Annotated in this window: 18 protein-coding genes; 10 read left to right on the top strand and 8 right to left on the bottom strand. The window is 72.9% G+C overall.

The window, feature by feature from the left end; genetic code table 11:
- The 3 genes from ACWC9T_RS04135 to ACWC9T_RS04125 form a co-directional block, all read right to left on the bottom strand.
- Positions 1 to 1,117, bottom strand: a 1,117-nt coding sequence (locus tag ACWC9T_RS04135; RefSeq protein ID WP_449819481.1) for a 2-oxo acid dehydrogenase subunit E2, incomplete at its 3' end; no start/stop codon positions are given.
- Positions 1,118 to 1,404: 287 nt separating this feature from the next.
- Entirely contained in the window at positions 1,405 to 2,535 is a 1,131-nt protein-coding gene (locus ACWC9T_RS04130; protein ID WP_449819480.1) for a sensor histidine kinase, read from the bottom strand.
- Positions 2,536 to 2,617: 82 nt separating this feature from the next.
- Positions 2,618 to 3,355, bottom strand: a complete 738-nt coding sequence (locus ACWC9T_RS04125) for a response regulator transcription factor (protein WP_449819479.1) — start codon at positions 3,353 to 3,355, stop codon at positions 2,618 to 2,620.
- Between the two features lie 561 nt (positions 3,356 to 3,916).
- Here ACWC9T_RS04125 and ACWC9T_RS04120 point away from each other — a divergent pair.
- The 4 genes from ACWC9T_RS04120 to ACWC9T_RS04105 all read left to right on the top strand — a co-directional run bounded on the left by ACWC9T_RS04120 (position 3,917) and on the right by ACWC9T_RS04105 (position 9,223).
- Positions 3,917 to 4,699 carry a rhomboid-like protein gene (locus ACWC9T_RS04120; RefSeq protein ID WP_449819478.1) on the top strand — a complete coding sequence of 261 codons (783 nt, stop codon included), beginning with the start codon at positions 3,917 to 3,919 and terminating at the stop codon, positions 4,697 to 4,699.
- A 217-nt stretch (positions 4,700 to 4,916) separates the two neighbouring features.
- Entirely contained in the window at positions 4,917 to 7,319 is a 2,403-nt protein-coding gene (gene lon, locus ACWC9T_RS04115) for an endopeptidase La (RefSeq protein ID WP_449819477.1), read from the top strand.
- A 55-nt stretch (positions 7,320 to 7,374) separates the two neighbouring features.
- Positions 7,375 to 7,926, top strand: coding sequence for a GtrA family protein (locus ACWC9T_RS04110; protein WP_449819476.1), 552 nt, complete (start codon positions 7,375 to 7,377; stop codon positions 7,924 to 7,926).
- 73 nt (positions 7,927 to 7,999) lie between these two features.
- Complete coding sequence (locus ACWC9T_RS04105) at positions 8,000 to 9,223, top strand: ROK family protein (RefSeq protein ID WP_449819475.1); 1,224 nt, start codon at positions 8,000 to 8,002, stop codon at positions 9,221 to 9,223.
- Between the two features lie 80 nt (positions 9,224 to 9,303).
- On the opposite strand, the gene ACWC9T_RS04100 is transcribed toward ACWC9T_RS04105, so the two are convergent.
- Complete coding sequence (locus ACWC9T_RS04100) at positions 9,304 to 10,350, bottom strand: ABC transporter permease (protein ID WP_449819474.1); 1,047 nt, start codon at positions 10,348 to 10,350, stop codon at positions 9,304 to 9,306.
- 115 nt (positions 10,351 to 10,465) lie between these two features.
- On the opposite strand from ACWC9T_RS04100, the gene ACWC9T_RS04095 reads away from it, so the two are divergent.
- Together ACWC9T_RS04095 and ACWC9T_RS04090 are read left to right on the top strand one after the other, a co-directional pair.
- Positions 10,466 to 10,633, top strand: a complete 168-nt coding sequence (locus ACWC9T_RS04095; protein WP_449819473.1) for a hypothetical protein — start codon at positions 10,466 to 10,468, stop codon at positions 10,631 to 10,633.
- Between the two features lie 128 nt (positions 10,634 to 10,761).
- On the top strand, positions 10,762 to 12,309 hold the full coding sequence (locus ACWC9T_RS04090) for an MDR family MFS transporter (protein WP_449819472.1): 1,548 nt from the start codon (positions 10,762 to 10,764) through the stop codon (positions 12,307 to 12,309).
- Between the two features lie 75 nt (positions 12,310 to 12,384).
- Here ACWC9T_RS04090 and ACWC9T_RS04085 read toward each other — a convergent pair whose 3' ends face one another.
- Together ACWC9T_RS04085 and ACWC9T_RS04080 are read right to left on the bottom strand one after the other, a co-directional pair.
- Positions 12,385 to 12,630 (bottom strand): hypothetical protein, encoded by a 246-nt coding sequence (locus ACWC9T_RS04085; RefSeq protein WP_449819471.1) that lies wholly within the window; start codon positions 12,628 to 12,630, stop codon positions 12,385 to 12,387.
- A gap of 26 nt (positions 12,631 to 12,656) precedes the next feature.
- On the bottom strand, positions 12,657 to 13,838 hold the full coding sequence (locus ACWC9T_RS04080) for an anion permease (RefSeq protein WP_449819470.1): 1,182 nt from the start codon (positions 13,836 to 13,838) through the stop codon (positions 12,657 to 12,659).
- Positions 13,839 to 14,179: 341 nt separating this feature from the next.
- Here ACWC9T_RS04080 and ACWC9T_RS04075 point away from each other — a divergent pair, with 341 nt between their 5' ends.
- Positions 14,180 to 15,769, top strand: a complete 1,590-nt coding sequence (locus ACWC9T_RS04075) for an NlpC/P60 family protein (protein ID WP_449819469.1) — start codon at positions 14,180 to 14,182, stop codon at positions 15,767 to 15,769.
- A gap of 58 nt (positions 15,770 to 15,827) precedes the next feature.
- Here ACWC9T_RS04075 and ACWC9T_RS04070 read toward each other — a convergent pair whose 3' ends face one another.
- Complete coding sequence (locus ACWC9T_RS04070; protein ID WP_449819468.1) at positions 15,828 to 18,113, bottom strand: FdhF/YdeP family oxidoreductase; 2,286 nt, start codon at positions 18,111 to 18,113, stop codon at positions 15,828 to 15,830.
- Positions 18,114 to 18,247: 134 nt separating this feature from the next.
- Here ACWC9T_RS04070 and ACWC9T_RS04065 point away from each other — a divergent pair, with 134 nt between their 5' ends.
- Both ACWC9T_RS04065 and ACWC9T_RS04060 read left to right on the top strand, forming a co-directional pair.
- Entirely contained in the window at positions 18,248 to 20,152 is a 1,905-nt protein-coding gene (locus ACWC9T_RS04065; RefSeq protein ID WP_449819467.1) for a protein kinase domain-containing protein, read from the top strand.
- 205 nt (positions 20,153 to 20,357) lie between these two features.
- Complete coding sequence (locus ACWC9T_RS04060) at positions 20,358 to 21,578, top strand: serine/threonine-protein kinase (protein WP_449819466.1); 1,221 nt, start codon at positions 20,358 to 20,360, stop codon at positions 21,576 to 21,578.
- On the opposite strand, the gene ACWC9T_RS04055 is transcribed toward ACWC9T_RS04060, so the two are convergent.
- A complete protein-coding gene (locus ACWC9T_RS04055; protein ID WP_449819465.1) occupies positions 21,534 to 22,232 on the bottom strand; it encodes an MBL fold metallo-hydrolase in 699 nt (232 codons plus the stop codon). The two genes, ACWC9T_RS04060 and ACWC9T_RS04055, sit on opposite strands and share 45 nt — an antisense overlap.
- 275 nt (positions 22,233 to 22,507) lie before the next feature.
- On the opposite strand from ACWC9T_RS04055, the gene ACWC9T_RS04050 reads away from it, so the two are divergent.
- Positions 22,508 to 23,359 carry a fumarylacetoacetate hydrolase family protein gene (locus ACWC9T_RS04050; RefSeq protein ID WP_449819464.1) on the top strand — a complete coding sequence of 284 codons (852 nt, stop codon included), beginning with the start codon at positions 22,508 to 22,510 and terminating at the stop codon, positions 23,357 to 23,359.
- Positions 23,360 to 23,413 lie beyond the last annotated feature (54 nt).

Raw genomic sequence — 23,413 nt, 5'->3', positions numbered from 1 at the left:
GCGACTCGAAGATCTCGTCGTAGAAGCCGTTCTCGCCGAGCAGCAGGCGGTGGATCTCGCGCAGGAACTCGCCCGACGCCGCGCCCTGGATGACGCGGTGGTCGTAGGTCGAGGTCAGCGTCATGATCTTGGAGACGCCGAGGCGGGACAGGGTCTGGGGGGCGGAGCCCTGGAACTCGGCCGGGTACTCCATGGCGCCGACGCCGACGATGGTGCCCTGGTTCTGCATCAGGCGCGGCACGGAGTGCACGGTGCCGATGCCGCCGGGGTTGGTCAGCGAGACCGTGACGCCGGTGAAGTCGTCCATGGTCAGCTTGTTGGCGCGGGCCCGGCGGACGATGTCCTCGTAGGCCTGCCAGAAGCCGAAGAAGTCGAGGGTCTCGGCCTTCTTGATGGCCGCGACGACGAGCTGGCGGTCGCCGTTCGGCTTGACCAGGTCGATGGCCAGGCCGAGGTTGACGTGCTCGGGCTTGACCAGGAAGGCCTTGCCGTCCTCCACCCTGTAGCTGTGGTTCATGCCCGGGGCGGCCTTGATGGCCTGGACCAGGGCGTAACCGATGAGGTGGGTGAAGGAGACCTTGCCACCGCGGGCGCGCTGCAGGTGGTTGTTGATGACGATGCGGTTGTCGATCAACAGCTTCGCCGGAACGGCACGGACCGAGGTCGCGGTCGGCACCTCCAGCGAGGCGTCCATGTTGGAGGCGACGGCCTTCGCCGGGCCGCGCAGCTGGACCAGCTCGGGGCCGGCCGGGGCGGCGGCCGGGGCCGGGGCAGCGGCGGCCTTGGGGGCCGGGGGCGCGGCGGGCGCGGCGGCGAGCGGGGCGGCAACCGGGGCCGGAGCGGCCGGAGCGGCCGGAGCGGGCGCGGGTGCGGCCGGAGCAGCAGCGGCGGGCGCGGGGGCAGCGGCAGGGGTCGGCGCGGGGCCGGCCTGGGTCGCGGCCTGGGTCACTGGGGTCACCTCGGTACCGGGCTTGTAGTCGGCGAAAAAGTCCCACCAGGCTCGGTCGACCGAGTTCGGGTCCTGGAGGTACTGCTGGTAGATCTCATCGACGAGCCACTCATTGGGACCAAAGCCAGTGGAGCTTGCCGAGCTGGGGGTTTCAGGTTGTGGCGACACGGCGGCAACCGCCCTCTTCCGCTTCCTTTTGGGATGTTTGGACAGCGGGGATTAAGGCTACGCCCCTGACCAGTGATCGCGCAGTCCCCGGGCCCCAGGCGTCGCCCAGATCACAGTCCTGACCTGCAGTTTGGCTGAAAAACTACGTTAGAAAGCCGTATCTGAGGGGAACCGACCAGGCCCGATCGGGCCCCATATCCGGGCGAAACCGGACAGAACCATAGCCGAATCGTCCGACGATCTTCGTATGCGTCTGTGTCGGATCTGTGACAAATGTCCCGGCCCGCTCAGCGCTGCCCGGGCAGCCGGACCTCGATCCGGCAGCCGCTCGGCGACTCGGCCACGGCGATCCGTCCGCCGTGCAGGTCCACCGCCCAGCGGGCGATGGCCAGACCCAGTCCGGTGCCGCCGTCCGCGCCCGGTCCGGACGCGGTGGCGGTGCCGCTGCGGCTGAACCGCTCGAAGACCCGGGAGCGGTCGGCCAGCGGGATGCCCGGGCCCTCGTCCTGGACCTCCAGCAGCAGGCCGCCCTCCTCGCCCTCGGGCCGGGCGCGCACGGTCACCGTGCCACCGGGCGGGGAGTGCTTGCAGGCGTTGTCGACCAGGTTGGCGACCACCTGGTGGAGTCGTTCCGGGTCCGCGACGGCGGTCAGGCCGGACGGGTTGACCTCCAGGGCCAGCCGGACGTCGCCGCGCCGGGAGAACGCCCCGCCGGCCGTCGCGCCGTCCACGGTGACCCCGCGCAGCACGCCGTCCAGGAACTCGCGCACCTCGAAGGGGCGGGCGTCCAGGTCGACCACGCCGTCGTCGATCTTGGAGAGGTCCAGCAGGTGGGTGACCAGGCGGCCGAGCCGCTCGGTCTGCTCCAGCGCGGCCTCCAGGGTCGCCGGATTGGGCTGGACGACGCCGTCCACCACGTTCTCCAGCACGGCGCGCAGCGCGGCGATGGGCGTGCGCAGCTCGTGCGAGACGTTGGCGACCAGCTCGCGCCGGTGCTGGTCGGCGGCCTGCAGGTCGGCGGCCATGGCGTTGAAGGCGGCCGCCAGCTCGCCGATCTCGTCGCGCGAGTTCACCTCGACCCGGCGGCTGTAGTCGCCGGAGGCCATCGCGCGGGCGGCGTCCGTCATCTCGCGCAGGGGGGCGGTCAGCCCGTGCGCGAGGAACTGCATGAACAGCAGCGAGGCGATCATGGAGAAGACCATGATGATCCGGATCTGGGTCTCGGACCGGATCGCCACGACCACCATGCCGGTGGCCAGGAACACGGAGACGATCACCAGCAGGGCGAGCTTGCCCTTGATCGAGCGGACCGGGTCGAGCGGGCGGATGTCGGCCCAGACCCGGCGGACGGCGCGGGCGGCCAACGTCTGCGAGCGCGCGCCGGCGGCGTCCCCGTTGCGTTGCTGTGGAAAGGTCATTGGTCCCTTGTGATCCCCGCGCGCCGCGCGGCGGTGTCGGGACACGGGCCCCCCGGTGGCCCGTCGCCCGAAGCTCCCGCCGTCAGGAGAGCGGGGCCTCCAGTGCGTAACCGACGCCGTGGACGGTACGGATCCAGCTGGCGCCGATCTTGCGCCGCAGTGCCTTGACGTGGCTGTCGACGGTGCGGGTGCCGGACGCGTCGGTCCAGTCCCAGACCTCGGCCAGCAGCTGCTCGCGGGTGAGCACCGCGCGCGGCTGGGCGGCCAGGCAGGCGAGCAGGTCGAACTCGGTCGGCGTCAGGTGGACGTCGCCCGAGGCCAGCCGGACCCGGCGCTGCACGTGGTCGATCTCCAGCTCGCCGAAGCGCAGGCTGCCGAGCGCGGGCGTACGGGCGGCCTGCTGGGCGCGCTCGACGCGGCGCAGCAGCACGTTGACCCGGGCGGCCAGTTCGCGCATCGAGAACGGCTTGGTCATGTAGTCGTCGGCGCCCACGCCGAGGCCGACCAGCAGGTCCGTCTCGTCGTCGCGCGCGGTCAGCATCAGTACCGGCACCGGGCGCTGTGCCTGGATCCGGCGGCACACCTCCAGGCCGTCGAAGCCGGGCAGCATGATGTCCAGGACCACCAGGTCCGGCTGCCAGGTGTGGAAGCCGTCCACCGCGCCGGGCCCGTCGTGGGCCACGGCGACCTTGAAGCCCTCCGCGCCCAGTCGGGCCGCGATCGACTCGGCGATCGTGGGCTCGTCCTCCACCACCAGCACTCTGCGCTGGCTGCTCACCGAGCCACCGGCGTTGTGGTTGTCCTGCTGAATTTCTGTCACGGTCACGCCACCGCCCCCAGGGCTGCGGGCCGGCCACCTGTGGGGATGGCGGGGCTCCGCTCGTAGTCTTGTTCCGTCGTGGACTGTGCCGGGTCCGCCGTCCCGTCGCGCGCCCAGGAGAGTGGAGGACGGGTGGTCTCCCGTCCACGTCTCCCGCGCACATCGCAGCGTACGGACAGCGGATGCTTTCCGGCAGGTGGACCGGACGTTTCCGGCCCGTGGGCCGGCTGTCGGGCCGCCCTCGGACCCACTGCACGAGTGGGCACGGGCCGATACCTTACCCGGCGAATTTTCACTGCGTAACGGTACGTATGCAGTCGAGTCGGCACCAAGTCGCCGGTCAGAGGCCCTACTGACGCGTTAATAGCAAGAAGGTCTGGACCAATACCGGGAATCCGGCCCCTCTTCGCGGAGACGGTCTTCACGGGCTTTTCCCAGGCGCCTCTCAGAACCTCGACGTACCGTGGCCACGACAACGCCCCGCCGGGCGGAACCGGGGCCGCGCGTCGGTACGTTGGCAGCGACGGGGGCCGGTGGCTGCGGGCGTGGAGCGGAGGCGGCATGGCTGGACTGCGACGGGACGCCCACTGGAGCGCGCCCGCGGGGGTGCCGTACGGAATGCTCCGCCACGGGCTGCGCACCGGCGTCTTCGAGTGGCTGCTGGAACGGGTTCCGACGCCCCGGCGCAACCCTTTCACGCTCGGATATCTCGCCGTGGTGGGAGCCACCACGACCTTTGCCTCGGTCGCCGATCCGGAACTCGTCCAGCGACTGCAGGAGGCCTCCAGTTCGGACGGTCACAACCTGCTTCAGCATCCTTTGCGTGCTCTTGTGCTGAGCGGATTCTGGGTCGCCGGGGGCGTGTGGATGCCGTACCTCTGGGGCTTCGCCCTCACCCTCGCGCCGCTGGAGCGCAGGGTCGGCCCGGCCCGGGCGGCGGCGGTGTTCGCGATCGGGCACATCGCCGCGACGCTGCTCTCCCAAGGGGTGGTGATCGCCGCGGTGGAGACCGGGCGGATGGCGCCCGAGGCGATGGACTACCTGGACATCGGGGTCAGCTACGGCGTGCTCGCCTGTCTGGGTGCGGTGGCCGGGCTGCTCCCGCGACGCGGCCGGCTGCTGGCGCTGGGCGGCGCCGGGCTGATGATCGTCCAGCAGATCGCCACCGAGAAGGACGTGGTCACCGCCGTGGGGCACCCGGCCGCGGTGCTCGCCGGGGTGGCGCTGTGGCGCTGGCTGCGCGGGGCCGAGCGGCGCCCGCCCCGCCCGCGCCCGCGGTCGGCGACGGCCCCGGCGGCCCCCGCCGCGGTGCGTGGCGGCGCGCGGCCGTCCGCCGTGCGCTAGGGCGTGTCTTGCGGATCTTCACCGGGTCCGCCGAGATCCACGTGACGCGCCCTGGTCCCCACTTTTGGGGCGCCCTTTCCCCGCCCTTTTGACGGCGCGGCCCGCAGGTCCTTACCCCCTCCTCACCGTTCGCTCGCAGCGAACAAGATGCCGGGAACATCCGGTGCCCGTGAAGCCTTAGTCAGGTCGACTCAAGTTCACTGACCGGGGAGAGATCATGGCATCGACGTCCACTCCGCTCACCCTGCCCGTGCTGCCGCTCGACGACGAGGTCGTCCTCCCGGGCATGGTCGTCCCGCTGGACCTGAAGGACACCGAGGTGCGCGCCGCCGTCGAGGCCGCCCGCGCCGCGGCCACCGGCTCAGGCAAGCCGCAGGTCCTGCTGGTCCCGCGAGTGGACGGCTCGTACGCGGCGGTCGGCACGCTGGCCACTGTGGAGCAGGTCGGCCGGCTCGCGGACGGCGACCCGGCCGCGCTGGTGCGCGCCGTGCGCCGGGTCCGGATCGGGGTCGGCACCACCGGCCCCGGCGCCGCCCTCTGGGTGGAGACCGCACCGTTCCGGGAGTCCTCGGTCGGCATGCCGGTGGCCGGGCGGGCCGCCGAGCTGGTCAAGGAGTACAAGGCACTGTCCACCCAGTGGCTGCGCAAGCGCGGCGCCTGGCAGATCGTCGACCGGGTGGCCCAGATCGAGGGCGTCGGCGAGCTCGCCGACAACATCGGCTACGCGCCCTTCGCCACCGCCGAGCAGAAGCTCAAGGTGTTGCTGGAGGCCGATCAGGTCGCCCGCCTGGAGTACGCGCTGACCCTGCTGCGCGACCACCTCGCCGAGGAGGAGGTCAACGACACCATCCGCAAGGACGTCGAGGAGGGCGTGGCCAAGCAGCAGAAGGAGTTCCTGCTCCGCCGCCAGCTGGAGGCCGTCCGCAAGGAGTTGGCCGAGCTGAACGGCGACCCGGCCGACGAGGAGGGCGACTACCGCGCCCGGGTCGAGGCCGCCGACCTGCCGGAGAAGGTGCGCGAGGCCGCCCTCAAGGAGGTCTCCAAGCTGGAGCGGGCCAGTCAGGACGGGGCCCAGTCGCCCGAGGGCTCCTGGATCCGCACCTGGCTGGACACCGTTCTGGAGCTGCCCTGGAACGAGCGCACCGAGGACGAGTACGACATCGCCGGCGCCCGCGCCGTGCTGGACGCCGACCACGCGGGCCTCGGCGACGTGAAGGAGCGGATCGTCGAGTACCTGGCCGTCCGCAAGCGCCGGGCCGACCAGGGACTCGGCCTCGTCGGCGGCCGCCGCGGCGGCGCGGTGCTGGCCCTGGTCGGGCCGCCCGGCGTCGGCAAGACCTCGCTCGGCGAAAGCGTGGCCCGCGCGATGGGCCGCAAGTTCGTCCGGGTCGCGCTCGGAGGCGTCCGCGACGAGGCCGAGATCCGCGGCCACCGGCGCACCTACGTCGGCGCGCTGCCCGGCCGGCTGGTGCGGGCGATCAAGGAGGCCGGCTCGATGAACCCGGTCGTCCTGCTCGACGAGATCGACAAGGTCGGCTCCGACTACCGGGGCGACCCGGCCGCCGCCCTGCTGGAGGTGCTGGACCCGGCGCAGAACCACACCTTCCGGGACCACTACCTGGAGGTCGAGCTCGACCTCTCCGACGTCGTCTTCCTCGCCACCGCCAACGTGCTGGAAGCCATCCCCGAGCCGCTGCTCGACCGGATGGAGCTGGTCCGGCTCGACGGCTACACCGAGGACGAGAAGGTCGTCATCGCCCGCGACCACCTGCTCCCGCGCCAGCTGGAGAAGGCCGGCCTCGGTGGCGAGCAGGTCAGCGTGGACGAGGAGGCGCTGCGCAGGCTCGCCGGGGAGTACACGCGGGAGGCGGGCGTCCGCAACCTGGAGCGCTCGATCGCCCGGGTGCTGCGCAAGATCGCCGCACAGGCCGAGCTGGGCGAGCGCGAACTGCCCGCCGCGGTCGGCGCGGAGGACCTGCGCGCCCTGATCGGCCGCCCGCACCACGTGCCGGAGTCCGCCCAGGAACCCGCCGAGCGGCGCACCGCCGTCCCCGGCGTGGCCACCGGCCTGGCGGTCACCGGCGCCGGCGGCGACGTCCTCTACATCGAGGCCTCGCTCGCGGACGCCGAGACCGGCGGCACCGGAGTGACCCTGACCGGGCAGCTGGGCGACGTGATGAAGGAGTCCGCGCACATCGCGCTCTCCTTCCTGCGCTCGCGCGGCGCCGAGCTGGAGCTGCCGGTCACCTCGCTGCGCGACCGCGGCGTGCACCTGCACGTCCCGGCCGGGGCCGTCCCCAAGGACGGGCCGAGCGCCGGCATCACCATGACCACGGCGCTGGCCTCGCTGCTCTCCGGCCGCAAGGTGCGCACCGACGTGGCGATGACGGGTGAGGTGTCACTGACCGGGCGGGTGCTGCCGATCGGCGGGGTGAAGCAGAAGCTGCTCGCTGCCGACCGGGCCGGGGTCACCACGGTGATCATCCCCAAGCGCAACGAGGCCGACCTGGACGACGTCCCGGCGGAGGTGCTGGAGCGGCTCACCGTCCACCCGGTGTCGGACGTGCGCGAGGTGCTGAAGCTGGCCCTGGAGCCGGCCGAGGTGCTGGTCGCGGCATAGGGCTGTCCGGACAGCTCCACGGGCCGACGGCAACTCCGCGTGCCACACTGCGGAGATGTCGTCCCCCACGCAGCACGTCCTGGCCCGGGTGCCGGCCCGGCTGCGCCCGCTCCTGCTACGGCACCGCCGACTGGTGAAGTTCCTGCTGGTCGGTGGAAGCTGCTTCGTCCTCACCCTGGTGATCGACTTCGAGCTGAAGTTCACCGTCCTGGAGCACAAGCCGGTGGTCGCGCTGACGGTGGCGACGGTGATCGGCACCGTCGTTTCCTATGTGCTCAACCGCCGCTGGGCCTTCCGCACCGCCGGGCGCGGGCGGGAGGCCCTGCTGTTCTTCCTGGTCAGCGCGGTGGCGATCGCCGTCAACGACCTACCGCTGGCGCTCTCCCGCTACGCCCTGGACCTGCGCGAGCCGTACGTCGACCCGCTCACCCAGGAGACCGCGGACTTCCTCAGCGGGATGGTCGTCGGGACCTTCGTCGCGATGATGTTCCGCTTCTGGGCGATGCAGCGCTGGGTCTTCACCCGGTCCGCGGAGGGGCCCTTGGACGGCAATCCCGGTTACGCTGCACCCGAGATGTCACGGGTGTGCCGTAAGACCGTGACGTGAGCGAGCGGAGCGAGCTCACCATCGAGAGGTGCGGGTGGCGCGAAGCGCCTCCCGAGCGAAGCGAGGTGGGCGCATGAGCGTCATGGGCGGGGAGCCGGACGGCGTCCGTACCGGGCCCGCCAGCCAGCAGGGGATGCGCCGGGCCAACCTGGCCCTGGTGCTGGGGGCGATCGCGCGCGAGCCGCGCTCGCGCGCCGAGGTGGCCGCCGAGACCGGGCTGACCAGGGCCGCGGTCTCCTCGCTCGCCGAACAGCTGATCTCCGCCGGCCTGGTCGTCGAGGAGGGCCCCGCCGCGCCCAGCGGCAAGGTCGGCCGCCCCGGCACCGCGCTCGGGCTCAACCCGCTCGGGCCCGGCGGCCTCGGCGCCGAGATCGGCGTCCGGCACCTGGGCGCCTGCGTGGTCGACCTGCGCGGGGAGGTCCGCGCCTGGCGGCGTCAGGAGATCGCCAACCGCGGCCGACAGCCCGCCGCCGTGATGGCCGACCTGGGCCAGCTGGTGCGCTCCGCCGTCGCCGAGTCGGGCCTGCGCCCGGCCGGACTGACCCTGGCGGTGCCCGGACTGGTCGGCGGCAGCGGGGTGCTCCAGCGGGCCGCCAACCTCGGCTGGCAGGACGTCCCGCTGGCCCCCGAACTGCGCGCGGCGCTGCGTACGGCCGGGGACGGCCTGGCCGAGCTGCCGGTCCAGGCGGACAACGAGGCCAACCTCGGCGGACTGGCCGAACGGTGGCTGGACGAGGGCCCGGAGGACTTCCTCTACGTCTCCGCCGAGGCCGGGGTCGGCGCGGCGATCGTGGTCGGCGGCCGGCTGCTGCGCGGCGCGCGCGGCTACGCGGGCGAGTTCGGCCACGTCCCCGTCCACCCGGAGGGGCCGCGCTGCGCCTGCGGGGCGCGCGGTTGCCTGGAGCAGTACGCGGGCGAGGCGGCAGTGCTGCGGGCGGCCGGGCTGACCAGTGTGCGCGGGGACTGGGTGACCCTGCTGGCCGAACGGGCCGGGGGCGGGGACGAGCCGGCCCGGGCGGCGCTGGCCGGGGCCGGTTCGGCGCTCGGCATCGCGGCCGCCGGGGCGGTCAACCTGCTGGACCCGGCCGAGGTGGTGCTGGGCGGCGGCTACGCCCGGCTGGCGCCCTGGCTGCTGCCGGCGATGCGGCGCGAGCTGGCCGCCCGGGTGACGGTGCGGCCCTGGGCGGAGGACCGGCTGACGGTCTCCAAGCTCGGCCGGCGCGGGCCGCTGCTGGGCGCGGCGGTCGGCGTGGTGCGTGCCATCGTCGCCGACCCGGGAGCGCTCGCGGGCGGCTGAGAGCCGCGTACCCGGGACACGACCGAGCCCCCGGCCAGGGCAGCCGGGGGCTCAGTCGGATGCTGTGGGACTCAGGAGGTTCAGGCCTCGGCGGTCTCGGCGACGATCTCGCGGCCGCCGGAGCGCGGGCCGCGCAGCACGGCCAGGAAGGCGACGCCGATGCCGACCAGCGCCCAGACCACCAGGACCAGGATCGGCATGCCCAGGTTGGTGGAGTCGAAGTAGGCGATGGACTTGGTGGCGCTGGTGCCGGCGCCGTTCGGGATCAGCGAACCGATCGCCCGCCAGAACGGCGGCATCATCGGGGCCGGGTAGACACCGCCGGCGCTCGGGTTGCCCAGCACCACGAAGACCAGCACCGCGAGGCCGATGCCGATGACGTCGAACAGGCATTGCAGCGCCATGGTGAACGCGCCGACCGTGAACACCACCAGGGCGCCGATGGCGGTCAGGGCCAGGATCGAGCCGGGCAGCGCGTCCAGGACCGGCCCGGCGATGATCGTGCCGCCGAGGCCGGCGCCGACCGAGTACAGCGCCAGGACGCCGAGGCGGATCAGCAGGCGGTGGACGTTGGCCGGCTTGGAGCCGGCGCTGATGCCGAGGATCGAGGCGACCAGGTAGCCGCCGACGCACCAGCCGATGACCAGGTAGAAGGCGGACAGGCCGTTGGTGTCGCCCTTGGCCAGCGGCGCGACGTCCTCGACCTTGACCGTGCGGCCCTGGGCCTTGTCCAGCGTGGTGGTGATGGTCTCGGCGGCCTTGGCGGCGGAGGTGCCGCGGGCGCTGCCGACCAGCAGGGTGTCCTCGGTGCCGGTCGGGTTCACGACCAGCGCGGCGTAGATCTTCTGGTCCTTGATCTGCTGGGTCGCCGTCTCGGTGTCCGGCGCGGTGACGGGCTTGACGGCCTCGTCCGGCACCGACTCCAGGGCCGCCACCAGCTTCGGCGTGATCTGCGGCGGGGCGACCACCGCGATCGACAGCCTGTGCGGGGTCGGGTGGTGCAGCGCCCCGATGTACGAGGTGATGAAGCCGAGTTGCAGCAGCAGCACGCCGATCACGAGCAGCGCCGCACGCGGTGTGACCGCGCCCTTCAGTTCCGCGACGAAACCTTGCCCCGGGGCGGCCATCCGCATCTCCTTGCGTATCGGGGGAAATCGGATACTTCATACCATGAAATAGTTGGCTTGTCTCAACTTCTGTGTCGGTATCCGGCCACCGCGGCCGGGCGGTACCGGTGCCGTGATGGACGAGGAAGTCCTGGTGGCGGTGGAGTGCGAGGCCGGGCTGATGTTCCGGCGGGACCGCGCCGGAGTGGCGGAACTCTCACGTCGGGTGCGCCCCGGACCGGAGGTCCGCTTCGCGGACCTGTACCGCTTCAACGACCTGCCGGGGGAGTCGCCCGCGGGGTGATCGGACTCCGCCCGGGACTTCGCTCCGGCTTGAAGAAGGTTGCCTAAGCCAACCATTGGGCATATGGTTGCTTAAGGCAACGAATTTGCCCTGCCGCGTATCCCCGCCCCTCCCACTGAAGGACCCAGATGACCGTCACAGCCGAGGCGGCAGCCGGAGCCGTCGTCGACGACCAGCCGATGCCCCACCGGCAGGTGATGGAGGCGCTGTCCGGCCTGCTGCTCGGCCTGTTCGTGGCCGTGCTCTCGTCGACCGTCGTCTCCAACGCCCTGCCGCACATCCTCACCGACCTGCACGGCGGTCAGTCCGCCTACACCTGGGTGATCACCGCCGCGCTGCTCACCCTGACCGCCTCCACCCCGATCTGGGGCAAGCTCTCCGACCTCGCCAGCAAGAAGCTGCTGCTGCAGATCGCCCTGCTGATCTACATCGCCACCTCCGCCCTGGCCGGCCTCTCGCAGAACACCGGTGAGCTGATCGCCTGCCGCGCCCTGCAGGGCATCGGCGCCGGCGGTGTGGTCGCGCTCGGCCAGATCTGCCTGGCCGCGATGGTCCCGCCGCGCGAGCGCGGCCGCTACAGCGGCTACTTCGGGGCGGTCTTCGCACTGGCCACCATCGGCGGCCCGCTGATCGGCGGGGTCATCGTGGACACCTCCTGGCTGGGCTGGCGCTGGTGCTTCTACGTCGGCATCCCCTTCGCGCTGGCCGCGATCCTGGTGGTGCAGCGCACCCTCAAGCTGCCGGTGGTCAAGCGCCCGGCGAAGATCGACTACCTGGGCGCGCTGGTCATCACCGGTGCCGTCAGCCTGCTGATGATCTGGATCACGCTGGCCGGCAAGAACTACGCCTGGCTGTCCTGGCAGACCGCGGCCATGGTCGGCGGCGGCCTGCTGCTGGGCGCCCTGGCAATCGTGGTCGAGCGCCGCGCCGCCGAGCCGGTCATCCCGCCGGACCTTTTCAGGTACCGCACCGTCACCCTGGCCGCGATCGCCAGCGTGCTGGTCGGCGTCGGGATGTACGGCGCGACCACCTTCCTCAGCCAGTACTTCCAGCTGGCCCGGGCCAAGTCCCCGACCACGGCCGGTCTGATGACCCTGCCGATGATCATCGGCCTGGCGGTCTCCTCCGCCGTGGCCGGCCGACTGATCACCAAGTACGGCAAGTGGAAGGCCTACCTGGTCTCCGGCACCGCGCTGCTCGCGATCGGTTTTGGCCTGCTCGGCACCGCCCGGGTCGACACCGACTACGGGCTGCTCTCCGTCTACATGGCGATCACCGGCATCGGCCTCGGCCTGACCAGCCAGAACCTGGTGCTCGCGGTGCAGAACACGGTGCCCCGGCACGAGCTCGGCGCGGCCAGCTCCGTCGTCACCTTCTTCCGCACCATGGGTGGCGCGATGGGCGTCTCCGCGCTCGGCGCGCTGATGACCGACAAGGTCGGCGACTACCTGGCGGAGAACCTGGCCGCGGCGCACATCCCGGCCGGGCACGCGGCGGCCGGCGGCGGCATCCCGGACCTGCACAAGCTGCCGGCCCCGATACTCCCGCTGGTGACGGACGCCTTCGGCCACGGCGTCGGCACCGTCTTCCTGTGGGCCGCCCCGTTCGCGGCGCTGTCCTTCGTCACCGTGCTGTTCATCCGGGAGACCGCGCTGAAGACCACCCAGGAGAGCTGACCGGCGGGCCGGGACACGCGAAACGGGCCGGGGAGTGTTCGACACTCCCCGGCCCGTTCGGCGTTCGGGTCCCCGCTACGGTGCGGCGATCAGCACCAGGCCGTAGACCACGGCCGTGGCGCAGAGCGCGAAGCAGGCGTACGCGCCGGCCAGCAGGGCGGGCTTGCTGCCGCCGCCGGCCTGGCCGCCCTCGCGGGCGCTCAGCGCGGCCTCGCGGCGGGACAGTGCCAGGATGCCGAGGGCGAAGACGGCGACCACGGCGACGGTGACGCCGAAGCTGACGCCGGCGGTCTGGGCCAGGGCGTTCCACTTGATGTGCATGGTGAGTGCTCCTCAGCCGGCGGTGCTCAGGCCGCGACCGTGGTCGAGGCGGGGGTGGGGGCGTTCGCCGGGGTGCCGGCGGCGACCTCGACGGGGGTGACCTCGGCGACGTCGTTGACGTTGTCCGCGCCGACCGGCTGGCGGCGGGAGATCATCCACATCGCGCCCGAACCGGCCACCAGTGCGGCGCCGACCAGGGCGACGCCCCAGCTGCCCTGCCGGGCCACCAGGGCCGCGCAGCCGGAGACCAGCGCGGCGGCCGGCAGGGTCAGGCCCCAGGTGTAGACCATGCGGCGGACCATGCTCCAGCGCAGCTCGCCCTTCGGGCCGCCGAGGCCGGCACCCATGATGCCGCCGGAGCAGACCTGGGTGGTGGAGAGGCCGAAGCCCATGTGCGAGGAGGTCAGGATCACGGTCGCGGCGGCCGACTCGGAGGCGAAGCCCTGCGGCGGGCGGATGTCCGCCAGGCCCTTGCCCATCGAGCGGATGATCCGCCAGCCGCCCATGTAGGTGCCGAGCGCGATCGCGGCGCCGGCCGAGACGATCACCCAGGTGGGGGGCAGCGCGCCGTGCGGCAGGGCGCCGACCGAGACCAGGGTCAGGGTGATGATGCCCATCGTCTTCTGGGCGTCGTTGGTGCCGTGCGCGAGCGAGATCAGCGAGGAGGAGAAGACCTGGCCGGTCTTGAAGCCCTTCTCGGTGGCCGCGGCGTTGCCCTTGCGGGTGATCGCGTACGCCAGCTTGGTGGCGCCCCAGGAGGCGAGGCCAGCGACGAAGGGGGAGGCGACCGCCGGGATGATGATCTTGGTGATCACGGTGTCGAAGTTGACGCCGTTCATGCCGACGCCGACGATCGTGGCGCCGATCAGGCCGCCGTACAGGGCGTGCGAGGAGCTGGACGGCAGACCCCGCAGCCAGGTCAGCAGATTCCAGAGGATCGCTCCGGCCAGTGCGGCGAAGATGATCTCGGGGTGGACGCCGGCCTTCTCGTTGACGATGCCACCGGAGATGGTGGTGGCGACCTTCACGGACAGGAACGCGCCCGCGAAGTTGAGCAGGGCCGCGATGGTGACCGCGACCTTCGGACGAAGGGCCCCGGTCGCGATCGCGGTGGCGGCCGCGTTGGCGGTGTCGTGGAACCCGTTGGTGAAGTCGAAGGCGAGCGCCGTGATGATCACAACGGCCACCAGGAACGAGATGTGTTCCATACCCAAACAATCGTCGTAGTTGTCGCACGGACGTTGATGACGTCGCGACCGTAGGTCTGTTGGGTAAACGGAAGGTGAACTGAGCCGGGAATCGTGGTTCCGCGGGTGGCTCAGCGGTGGCCGGAAGCTTTCGGCGGGGTGGCCTGGACCGCGCTGAGCTGGACATTAGCGAAGAACGCCCTGGTTCGCCCACGTTTGCTGAGAGCTGTCTCACAGATCAATCGAGAATTAACCTCCAGGCCCGCGTGCGCTCTGTTTCCGACGAGTAACCCGTGGGAGGATCTGCGGGATCCGGCAGGGTCACGGGCAGTGCAGGAACAGGCGGGCGGGGAGGACCACCCATGGGCGGGGCTGGACAGCGCACGGAGACGGCAGGCGTACGCCCCTGGGTACGGGCAGCACTTCGGTGCGGAGCCGTTCTCGCGGCCGCCGCACTCGCACTGCCGGCGTCCACCCAGGCCGCCTACGCCGCACCCGACCCGGGGGCGGGCGTCACGGTGGCACCCGGAGCGGACCCGCTGGCCGCCGCCAAGGCCACCCTCGGGCCGCTGCTCGACCGGCTGCACGCGCTGTACCAGAGCGCCGAGGCCGCGACCGAGCAGTACAACGGGGCGGTGGCGAAGGTCGCCGAGCAGCAGGCCTCGCTCACCGACCTCCAGGGGAAGCTGGACCGGCAGCAGAAGCAGGTCGACACCGGCACGGACATCGCCGCCCAGCTCGCCGCCGCCCAGTACCGCAACGGCTCCGCCTCCGCGTACGCCGAACTGCTGCTCTCCAAGGACCCGTACGAGGCGGTCACCATCGCCGAGCTGCTGGCCGCGGCCAGCCGGTCGCAGTCCGAGTTCCTGGACCGGCTGAAGGCTGACCGGGACGCGCTCGACGGGCTGAAGAAGCAGACCGAGGAGGCGCTGAAGACCTCCCAGACGCTGGTTGCCCAGCAGGACGCCGCCAAGGCCAAGGTCGCCACCGACCTCGCCTCGGTCGAGCAGCTGGTCTCCTCGCTGACCGGCGCACAGCGCTCCGAGCTGGAGCAGGTGGAGAAGGCCAAGGCCGACGAGGCCCAGCTCGCCTTCCTCGCCTCCGGCGCCCTCGGCAAGGGCGAGCGCACCCCCTCGCTGAACGGGCGCGGGGCAGTGGCCTTCGCGCTGGCGCAGGTGGGGAAGCCGTACCTGTGGGGCGGCATCGGCCCGGACTCCTACGACTGCTCCGGCCTCACCTCGCAGGCCTGGCTGCACGCCGGCAAGCCGATCCCGCGCACCAGCCAGGAGCAGTGGGCGCAGCTGCAGCACGTCCCGCTGAACCAGCTGCGGCCGGGCGACCTGGTGATCTACTTCCAGGACGCCTCGCACGTCGCGATGTACATCGGCGGCGGGCTGATCGTCCAGGCCCCGCGGCCGGGGGCGTTCATCAAGGTCTCGCCGATCGGCTCGATGTCGATCCTCGGGGCCGTCCGGCCCGACCCGGACGGTGCGGCGGACGACGCCGGCGGCGCCTGGAAGGTGCCCGACCTGCCGAAGGGCTGGGACTCCGTCACCCCGATCGCGCCCAGCCCGGCCAACCAGGTCACGCCGACCCCCGCCCCGGGCAGCCCGGCGACCCAGCAGCCGACCGCCCCGGGCACGCCGACCGGCACGCCGTCCGGCACCGGCACGCCGTCGGACCCGGGGACGCCCACCGGCACCGGCACCCCGAGCAACCCGGGCACGCCGTCCGGTACCGGCGCGCCGACCCAGACGCCGACGGGCACGCCGACCCAGACCCCGACCGGCAGTCCGACCGGGACGCCGACGGGCACGCCGACGCAGACGCCGACCGGCAGTCCGACCCAGGCCCCGACGGGCACGGGCTCCCCGAGCACCACGGGCTCGGCCGGTGCCTCGGCCCCGGGCAGCGCGACGGCGACCCTGCCGCTGGGCGGCCTGCTGCACTGACCCGGTACGACGGAGGCCGCCCCACGTCGGGTGACGTGGGGCGGCCTCCGTGTTCCCGCTACTCGGCCTCGCCGGAGTCGGGCTCGAAGCGTACGACGACGGCCTTGGAGGTGGGGGTGTTGCTGATGTCGGCGGTGGAGTCGAGGGGCACCAGGACGTTGGTCTCGGGGTAGTAGGCGGCCGCCCCGGCGCGGGCCACGGGGTAGTGGACGACGCGGAAGTGGGGGGCGCGGCGCTCGGTGCCGTCGGTCCACTCGCTGACCAGGTCGACGTACTGGCCCTCGACCAGGCCGAGGTCGGCGGCGTCGGCGGGGTTCACCAGAACCACCCGGCGGCCGCCCTTGATGCCGCGGTAGCGGTCGTCGAGCCCGTAGACGGTGGTGTTGTACTGGTCGTGGGAGCGCAGGGTCTGCAGCAGCAGGCGGCCCGCCGGGACCTCGGGGGCGAACAGCGGGTTGACCGTGAAGTTGGCCTTGCCCGTCGCGGTGGGGAAGGTGCGGGAGTCGCGCGGGCCGTGCGGGAGGGTGAAGCCGCCGGGGCGGCGGACCTTCTCGTTGTAGTCGTCGAAGCCCGGCACGACCCGGGCGATCCGGGCCCGCAGAGTGTCGTAGTCGGAGGCGAAGTCCTCCCACGGCACGGTGTCCTGCGGCCCGAAGACGGTCCGGGCGAGGCGGCAGACGATCGCGGTCTCGGAGAGCAGGCCGGGCGCGGGCGGACGCAGGCCGCCGCGCGAGGCGTGGACCTGGCCCATCGAGTCCTCGACGCTGACGAACTGGGCGCCGTGCGCGGTGACGTCCCGGTCGGTGCGGCCGAGGGTCGGCAGGATCAGGGCGCGGGCGCCGGTGACCACGTGCGAGCGGTTGAGCTTGGTGGAGACGTGGACGGTCAGCCGGCAGCGCCGCATCGCGGCCTCGGTGACCTCGGTGTCCGGGGTGGCCGCGACGAAGTTGCCGCCCATCGCGAAGAACACCTTGACCTTGCCGTCGCGCATCGCGCGGATGGTGTCCACCGAGTCGAGGCCGTGCTCGCGCGGCGGCTCGAAGCCGAACTCCTTGCCCAGCGCGTCGAGGAAGGCCGTCGCCGGCCGCTCGAAGATGCCCATCGTCCGGTCGCCCTGGACGTTGCTGTGCCCGCGCACCGGGCAGACCCCGGCGCCGGGGCGGCCGACATTGCCGCGCAGCAGCAGGAAGTTGACCACCTCGCGGATGGTCGGCACGGCGTGCTTGTGCTGGGTGAGGCCCATCGCCCAGCAGACGATGACCTTCTCGGAGGCCAGCACCAGCCGGCCGAGCTCCTCGATCTGCTCCCAGGGCAGGCCGGTCGCGGCGAGCACGTCCTCCCGGTCCGTCTTCCGGGCCTGCGCCTCGAACTCCTCGTAGCCGTGGCAGTGTTCGGCGACGAAGGCGCGGTCGACGCCGTCCTGCTCCAGGATGATCCGGTTGAGCGCGCGGAACAGCGAGAGGTCCCCGCCGGGGCGGATCTGCAAGAAGAGGTCGGTCAGCTTGGTGCCGTGGCCGACCAGACCGCGGGCGTGCTGTGGGTTCTTGAAACGCTCCAGGCCCGCCTCCGGCAGCGGGTTCACGCTGACGATCGTGGCGCCGGCCCGCTTGGCACGCTCCAGGGCGGAGAGCATCCGGGGGTGGTTGGTGCCCGGGTTCTGGCCGGCCACGATGATCAGGTCGGCCTGGTAGAGGTCCTTGAGGCTGACGCTGCCCTTGCCGACGCCGAGCGTCTCGGTGAGCGCCGAACCGGACGACTCGTGGCACATGTTGGAGCAGTCCGGCAGGTTGTTGGTGCCCAGCCGGCGGGCGAACAGCTGGTACGCGAAGGCGGCCTCGTTGCTGGTCCGGCCGGAGGTGTAGAAGGCGGCGCCGTCCGGAGTGTCCAGGGCGCGCAGCTCCTCGGCGATCAGCGCGAAGGCGTCGTCCCAGGAGACCGGCGTGTAGTGGGTGGCGCCCTCGTCGAGCAGCATCGGCTGGGTGAGCCGGCCCTGCTGGCCGAGCCAGTAGCCGGAACGCTCGGCGAGTTCGGCGACCGGGTGGGCGGCGAAGAACTCGGCCCGGATCCGGCGCTCGGTGGCCTCCTCGGCGACGGCCTTCGCGCCGTTCTCGCAGAACTCGGCGGTGTGGGTCTTGTCCGGCTCGGGCCAGGCGCAGCCGGGGCAGTCGAAGCCGTTCGGCTGGTTGACCTTGAGCAGGGTGGCGAGGGTGCGACGGGCACCCATCTGCTCGGCGGCCATCCGCAGGCTGTGGCCGACGGCGGGCAGGCCGGCGGCCGCGTGCTGGGGCGCGGACACCCCGGGGGCGTCCTGCGCCGGGTCGCTCTGCGGGGCCTGCTTGGCCATGACTGCGCTCCTCGGGTTCTGCTGGTCGAACCACCGCACCGTCGCGGGGGCTCGGGCCATCCTTCCACCTGGGCCGGAACAAGGGGAGGGCCGTCGGTAGAGTCTGGGCGTCATGACGGGAGGGGGAGGGGCGCGTGCGAGTCGGTGACGTTCTCGACGGCCGGTACGAGCTGGGGGAGAAGCTCGGCCAGGGCGGCTTCGGGGTGGTGTGGCGGGCCCAGGACAGCCGGATGCGGCGGCCGGTGGCGGTCAAGGTCATCGGGCACCACGGCGGCGACCACGGGAAGGCCGCGCTGCGGTTCGTCCGGGAGGCCTGCGCGGCCGGGAACCTGTCGCACCCGCACATCGTCACGGTGCACGACCTCGGCCAGTGCGAACTCGGCGGCCAGGAGGTCACCTTCCTGGTGATGGAGCTGCTCATCGGCCGCACCCTGACCGAGGTGCTGCGGGCGGGGGTGCCCGAGCCGGCGCTCAGCCTGCGCTGGGGGCAGCAGATCAGCGGCGCCCTGGCGGCGGCGCACGACGCGGGCATGGTGCACCGGGACATCAAGCCGGACAACGTGATGATCACCGACGCCGGGCACCTGAAGGTGCTGGACTTCGGGATCGCCCAGTTGGACGGCGGCGCGGGCGGGTTGACCACCACCGGGACGATCGTCGGCAGTCCGGCGTACATGGCACCGGAGCGCTGGACCGGCGGCCGGGTGGACGGTCGGGCCGACCTCTACGCGCTGGGCTGCGTGCTGGTCGAACTCTTCACCGGGGCGCGGCCGTTCAGCGGGGACTCGACGCCGGTGCTGATGTACCAGCACCTCAACGAGGCGCCGGCGCCGCTGGACCCGGCGCAGTTCGGGCTGCCGCCGCAGGTGGCGGGGCTGGTCGCGGAGCTGCTGGCGAAGGACCCGGCGGACCGGCCGGCCGACGCCCGGACGGTCGAGCGGCGGTTGGCGGAGCTGGCGGGGTGGCAGGGCGGCGGGGCGAGGACCGGTGCGTCGGCGCCGACGGTGGTGGACCGGCCGGCTCCGGCCCCCGTCCCCACTCCGACGCCTGCCCCGGCCCCGGCCCCGGTGTCGGTGGGCCCGGTGTCGGTGGGCCCGGTGGTGCCGCCCGCGCCGACCACGCCCCCGCCCGCACCCCCTGCCCCGCCCACGCCGCCCGCCGCCCCGCCGGTGGTGCCCGGGCCGGCGGTGCTGTCCCCGCTGACCACCCCGCCGGTGGTCGCCGCCCCGCCGTCCGCGGAGGCCGTACGGGCCGGGCTGCGCGAACGCCGCTCGGCCGCGTACCAGGCGGCGACGGCGGGCGAGTCCGCGATCCAGCTGCAAGCGATCGCCCAGGAGTGCGTCACCGCGCTCGGCGCGACCGACCGGGACACGCTGGCCGCCTGGCGGGACTTCACCTGGTACCTCAGCCGGGCCGGGGACCTGGACGGCGCGATCCGGCTCCTGTCCACCGTCGTGGACGACATGCGCTCGGCGCTCGGCCCGGCCGACCCGGACACCCTGGGCGCCCGCTACCACCTGGCGTGGTGCATCGGCGAGAGCGGCTCGGCCGTCACCGCGATCCGGCTGCTGCACGAGCTGCTGCCGGACCTGACCGCGGCCTGGGGCCCGCAGGACAGCCGGGTCCTGAAGGCCCGGCACGACCTCGCCGTCCACCTGGCCAACCGGGGCGACCTGCAGAGCGCGGTGGTGCAGCTGCACTCGCTGCTGCCCGACCTCGTCCGGGCGCTGGGCGAGCACCACCCGAGCACCGTCCAGGCCTGGCAGGACCTGGCCGGCTACCAGCAGCGGCTCGCCCAGAGCGGCCGCAGGGGGCTCGGCGGTTCGAACCGCCGCAAGGCGCCGAGGATGAGCCGGATGGAGGCGCTGGTGCTGGTCCGGCGGCTGCGGGTGTGGGACTTCGCCACCGACCAGGAGGCCCGGGCCGCCATCGACGCGCTGGACCGGGGGATCGGCCTCAAGGGCCTCGCCGACCTGGTCTTCGAGGCCCCGGACCACGTCTCGGACGAGGACCTGGTGGAGGAGATCTTCGGGCCGTAGGCGCCCTGAACACCCGGCGCTCACGCCGCCAGCGCCGCCGTCGGGAGCGCGGCCAGCGAGCAGTCGGTGCAGCCGGAAGCCGGGCGGACCGGAGGAAGCCCAAGCCCCAAGGGCCTTCCCCGTTCACCCGCTCGCCCCGGCCCGCCGCTATGGTGGCCCATCCGGCGGCGAACGACGTACGGGCGCGGTCGAGTTGGGGGAGGGCATGCACAAGGGCGAGGTGCTCGACGGTCGCTTCCGGCTGGACGACTTCCTGGGCAGGGGCGGCTTCGGATCGGTCTGGCGGGCGACCGACAACTGGCTGGAGCGGGAGGTCGCGATCAAGCTGCTGCTGGCCGAGCACGCCGCCGACCGGGAGGCCGTCGGGCGGTTCGTCCGCGAGGCCAAGCTGGCCGGCGGCCTGTCCAACCCGCACATCGTCACGGTGCACGACTACGGCCGGGTCGCCGACGGTGACGGGGAGATGCACTACCTGGTGATGGAGCTGGTCCGCGGCCGGCCGCTGTCCAAGATCCTCAAGGAGGGCCGGCCGGACCACGGACGCGCGCTGGCCTGGATGGGGCAGATCTGCGAGGCGCTCGACGCGGCGCACCGCAGCGGTGTCATCCACCGGGACATCAAGCCAGAGAACGTGATGATCTCGGACAGCGGGGACCGGGCGAAGGTGCTGGACTTCGGCATCGCCCGGCTGCTCACCCAGTCCACCGGGCTCACCTCCACCGGCAGCGTGGTCGGCACCGTCCCGTACCTGGCGCCCGAGTGCTGGTCCGGCGGCACCGTGGACGGCCGGGCCGACCTCTACGCGCTCGGCGTGATGCTGTACGAGGTCAGTACCGGCCGGCGGCCGTTCTACGCCGACTCGCCGTACGAGTACATGGCCAAGCACCTGGAGGTGACCCCGCTGCGGATCCGCAGCCACGACCCGGCGCTGGCCGACCTGGTCGCCCGGCTGCTCGCCAAGCGGCCCGCCGACCGGCCGGCCGACGCCGCCGAGGTGCTGGAGCGGCTGCGCCGGATCCGGCCGGGGATGCTGCGGCCGGACGACCCCAGCCCGGAACAGCTGCGCCGCCGGGCCGACCAGGCCTGGCAGCTCGGCGTCGGCGGCAAGGCTGGGGAGGCCGTGCAGGTCCTGCTGAAGCTCGTTCCCGACTTCGCCCGGATCTGCGGTCCGGCGGACCCGCGCACCCTGCGCACCTGCCACGACCTGGCCCTCTGGCTGGCCCGGGACGGCAGCCGGGGCGCCGCCGTCGAGCTGCTGGAGGCGCTGACGCTGGAGCCCGGCGCCGCCCCGGAGACCCGGGACGACCTGCGGCGCGACCTCGCGCACTGGCAGCGGGAGGCCGCCCGGCTCGGCCCGGGCGAGGGGCGGGGCCCGGGGCCGCTACGCCTGGGGGTGCTGCTCGGCGGCGGCGCGCAGGGCCGCTGAGGCGCCGACGGCGATCGGGTCGCCGTGCCCGAACACCACCGTCTCCACCGGCAACGCGGTCAGCCGGTGGAAGGAGGCGAGGGCCAGCGCCGGGTCGGTGTTGAACACCCCCGGCCTGGTCTGCCCCTGGACGTTGGACACGATGTCCCCGGTGAACAGCACCCCGGGCCCCGGCAGGTGCAGCGCGATGCTGCCGTCGGTGTGGCCGGGCACGTGCACGACCAGCGCGCCGCCGCCGATGTCCAGCACGTACCCGTCCTCGACCTCGCGGTGGACCGGGCAGGGCTCGGCGGGCGGGATCGGCGGCAGGCCGTCCCACAGCTCCTGTTCGAAGGCGTTCAGCACCGGCGGCGCCGCTGGCTGCTCGCGCCGGACGACCGGCGCCTCCAGCCGGTGCGCCACCACCTCGGCGCTCCAGCGGCGGGCCAGCTCGGCGGCCGAGCCGGTGTGGTCCTCGTGGTGGTGGGTGAGCACGATCCGGCGCAGTGCGGCCGGATCCAGCCCGATGGTGCGGATGCCCTTCTCGATCCCGTCCGCCGACCCGGCGATGCCGGTGTCGACCAGGGTCAGTCCGTGTTCGTCCCGCCAGAGGTAGGCGGTGCCGAACTCCAGGGTGATCATGTGCAACTCGTCGCGTACCCGGGTGATCTCCATGCTCGGATCCTGCGCCCTCCGGCGCCGCCGTACGCCCGCGTTCGCTCTGGGCCTGTCCCGGGTGTGCGCGGTCCGCTCCCGGCGGATCCGCCTGCGGGTGTCAACCGTACGGGCCGCCGATTCGGGCCCTCGGGCTCCGGTGGGATTTGATGGGAATTCGCCCATCGGGACGGTCTGGTCCGCTGCCTCGGGCCGTTGGTATACCTCGTTGCCAGACTCGGGAGCGGTGTCCGTGCCGCCCCGGTGAGCTGCGACGAAAGGCTGGTGAGGGATCGATGAAGCTCCTCCGCGTCGGACCCCCGGGCGCCGAGCGCCCGGTCGTGCTGGGCGAGGACGGTACCGCGTACGACCTCTCCGGGCGGGCCCGCGACCTCGACGGGGCCTTCCTGGCCGGGCTGGACACCGACGCCCTGGCCCGGGAGGTGGCCGCCGGCCTGCTGCCGGTGGTGGACCTGGACGGCCTCAGGGTGGGTGCGCCGGTGGCCCGGCCGGGCAAGGTGGTCGGCATCGGGCTCAACTACCGCGACCACGCGGCCGAGGCCGGGGCCGCGATCCCGGACGAGCCGGTGATCTTCCTCAAGCCGAGCTCCACCGTGGTCGGCCCGTACGACGAGGTCCTGGTGCCGCGCGGCGGCGAGAAGACCGACTACGAGGCCGAGCTGGCGATCGTGATCGGTCGCACCGCCCGCTACCTGGACTCGCACGCCGAGGCCGCCGGGGTGATCGCCGGCTACACGATCGCCAACGACGTCACCGAGCGGGCCTTCCAGTTCGAGCGCGGCGGCCAGTGGGACAAGGGCAAGTCGGCGGAGACCTTCACCCCGCTCGGGCCCTGGCTGGTCACCGCCGACGAGGTGGCCGACCCGCAGGCCCTGGAGCTGCGGCTCTGGGTCAACGGCGAGCAGCGGCAGCACGGCAACACCGCCGAGATGATCTTCCCGGTGCTCGAACTCGTCCGCTACGCGAGCCGGTTCATGGTGCTGGAGCCCGGCGACGTGATCGTCACCGGCACCCCGGCCGGGGTCACCCTGGGCCGCCCCGGCACGCCGTTCCTCGCCCCAGGCGACGTGGTCGAGATCGAGATCGACGGCCTCGGCCGCCAGCGCCAGGTGCTCGGCAAGGCGTAGCCTCCGGGTGCACCCGACCCTTGGCACGGGGTCGGGAAGGCCCTGCCGCGAGCC

The organism is Kitasatospora sp. NPDC001159, from assembly GCF_053598235.1.
The sequence above is the reverse complement of the archived record's forward strand: the minus strand, read 5'-3'. Positions and strand labels throughout refer to the sequence as shown.

Coding starts and splice junctions, on each gene's coding strand:
- ACWC9T_RS04095 (WP_449819473.1), top strand. CDS start 10,466: ATGGACGAGGAAGTCCTGGTGGCGGTGGAGTGCGAGGCCGGGCTGATG.
- ACWC9T_RS04110 (WP_449819476.1), top strand. CDS start 7,375: ATGTCGTCCCCCACGCAGCACGTCCTGGCCCGGGTGCCGGCCCGGCTG.
- lon (WP_449819477.1), top strand. CDS start 4,917: ATGGCATCGACGTCCACTCCGCTCACCCTGCCCGTGCTGCCGCTCGAC.
- ACWC9T_RS04120 (WP_449819478.1), top strand. CDS start 3,917: ATGGCTGGACTGCGACGGGACGCCCACTGGAGCGCGCCCGCGGGGGTG.
- ACWC9T_RS04090 (WP_449819472.1), top strand. CDS start 10,762: ATGACCGTCACAGCCGAGGCGGCAGCCGGAGCCGTCGTCGACGACCAG.
- ACWC9T_RS04080 (WP_449819470.1), bottom strand. CDS start 13,838: ATGGAACACATCTCGTTCCTGGTGGCCGTTGTGATCATCACGGCGCTC.
- ACWC9T_RS04100 (WP_449819474.1), bottom strand. CDS start 10,350: ATGGCCGCCCCGGGGCAAGGTTTCGTCGCGGAACTGAAGGGCGCGGTC.
- ACWC9T_RS04060 (WP_449819466.1), top strand. CDS start 20,358: ATGCACAAGGGCGAGGTGCTCGACGGTCGCTTCCGGCTGGACGACTTC.
- ACWC9T_RS04085 (WP_449819471.1), bottom strand. CDS start 12,630: ATGCACATCAAGTGGAACGCCCTGGCCCAGACCGCCGGCGTCAGCTTC.
- ACWC9T_RS04050 (WP_449819464.1), top strand. CDS start 22,508: ATGAAGCTCCTCCGCGTCGGACCCCCGGGCGCCGAGCGCCCGGTCGTG.
- ACWC9T_RS04075 (WP_449819469.1), top strand. CDS start 14,180: ATGGGCGGGGCTGGACAGCGCACGGAGACGGCAGGCGTACGCCCCTGG.
- ACWC9T_RS04070 (WP_449819468.1), bottom strand. CDS start 18,113: ATGGCCAAGCAGGCCCCGCAGAGCGACCCGGCGCAGGACGCCCCCGGG.
- ACWC9T_RS04105 (WP_449819475.1), top strand. CDS start 8,000: ATGAGCGTCATGGGCGGGGAGCCGGACGGCGTCCGTACCGGGCCCGCC.
- ACWC9T_RS04055 (WP_449819465.1), bottom strand. CDS start 22,232: ATGGAGATCACCCGGGTACGCGACGAGTTGCACATGATCACCCTGGAG.
- ACWC9T_RS04130 (WP_449819480.1), bottom strand. CDS start 2,535: ATGACCTTTCCACAGCAACGCAACGGGGACGCCGCCGGCGCGCGCTCG.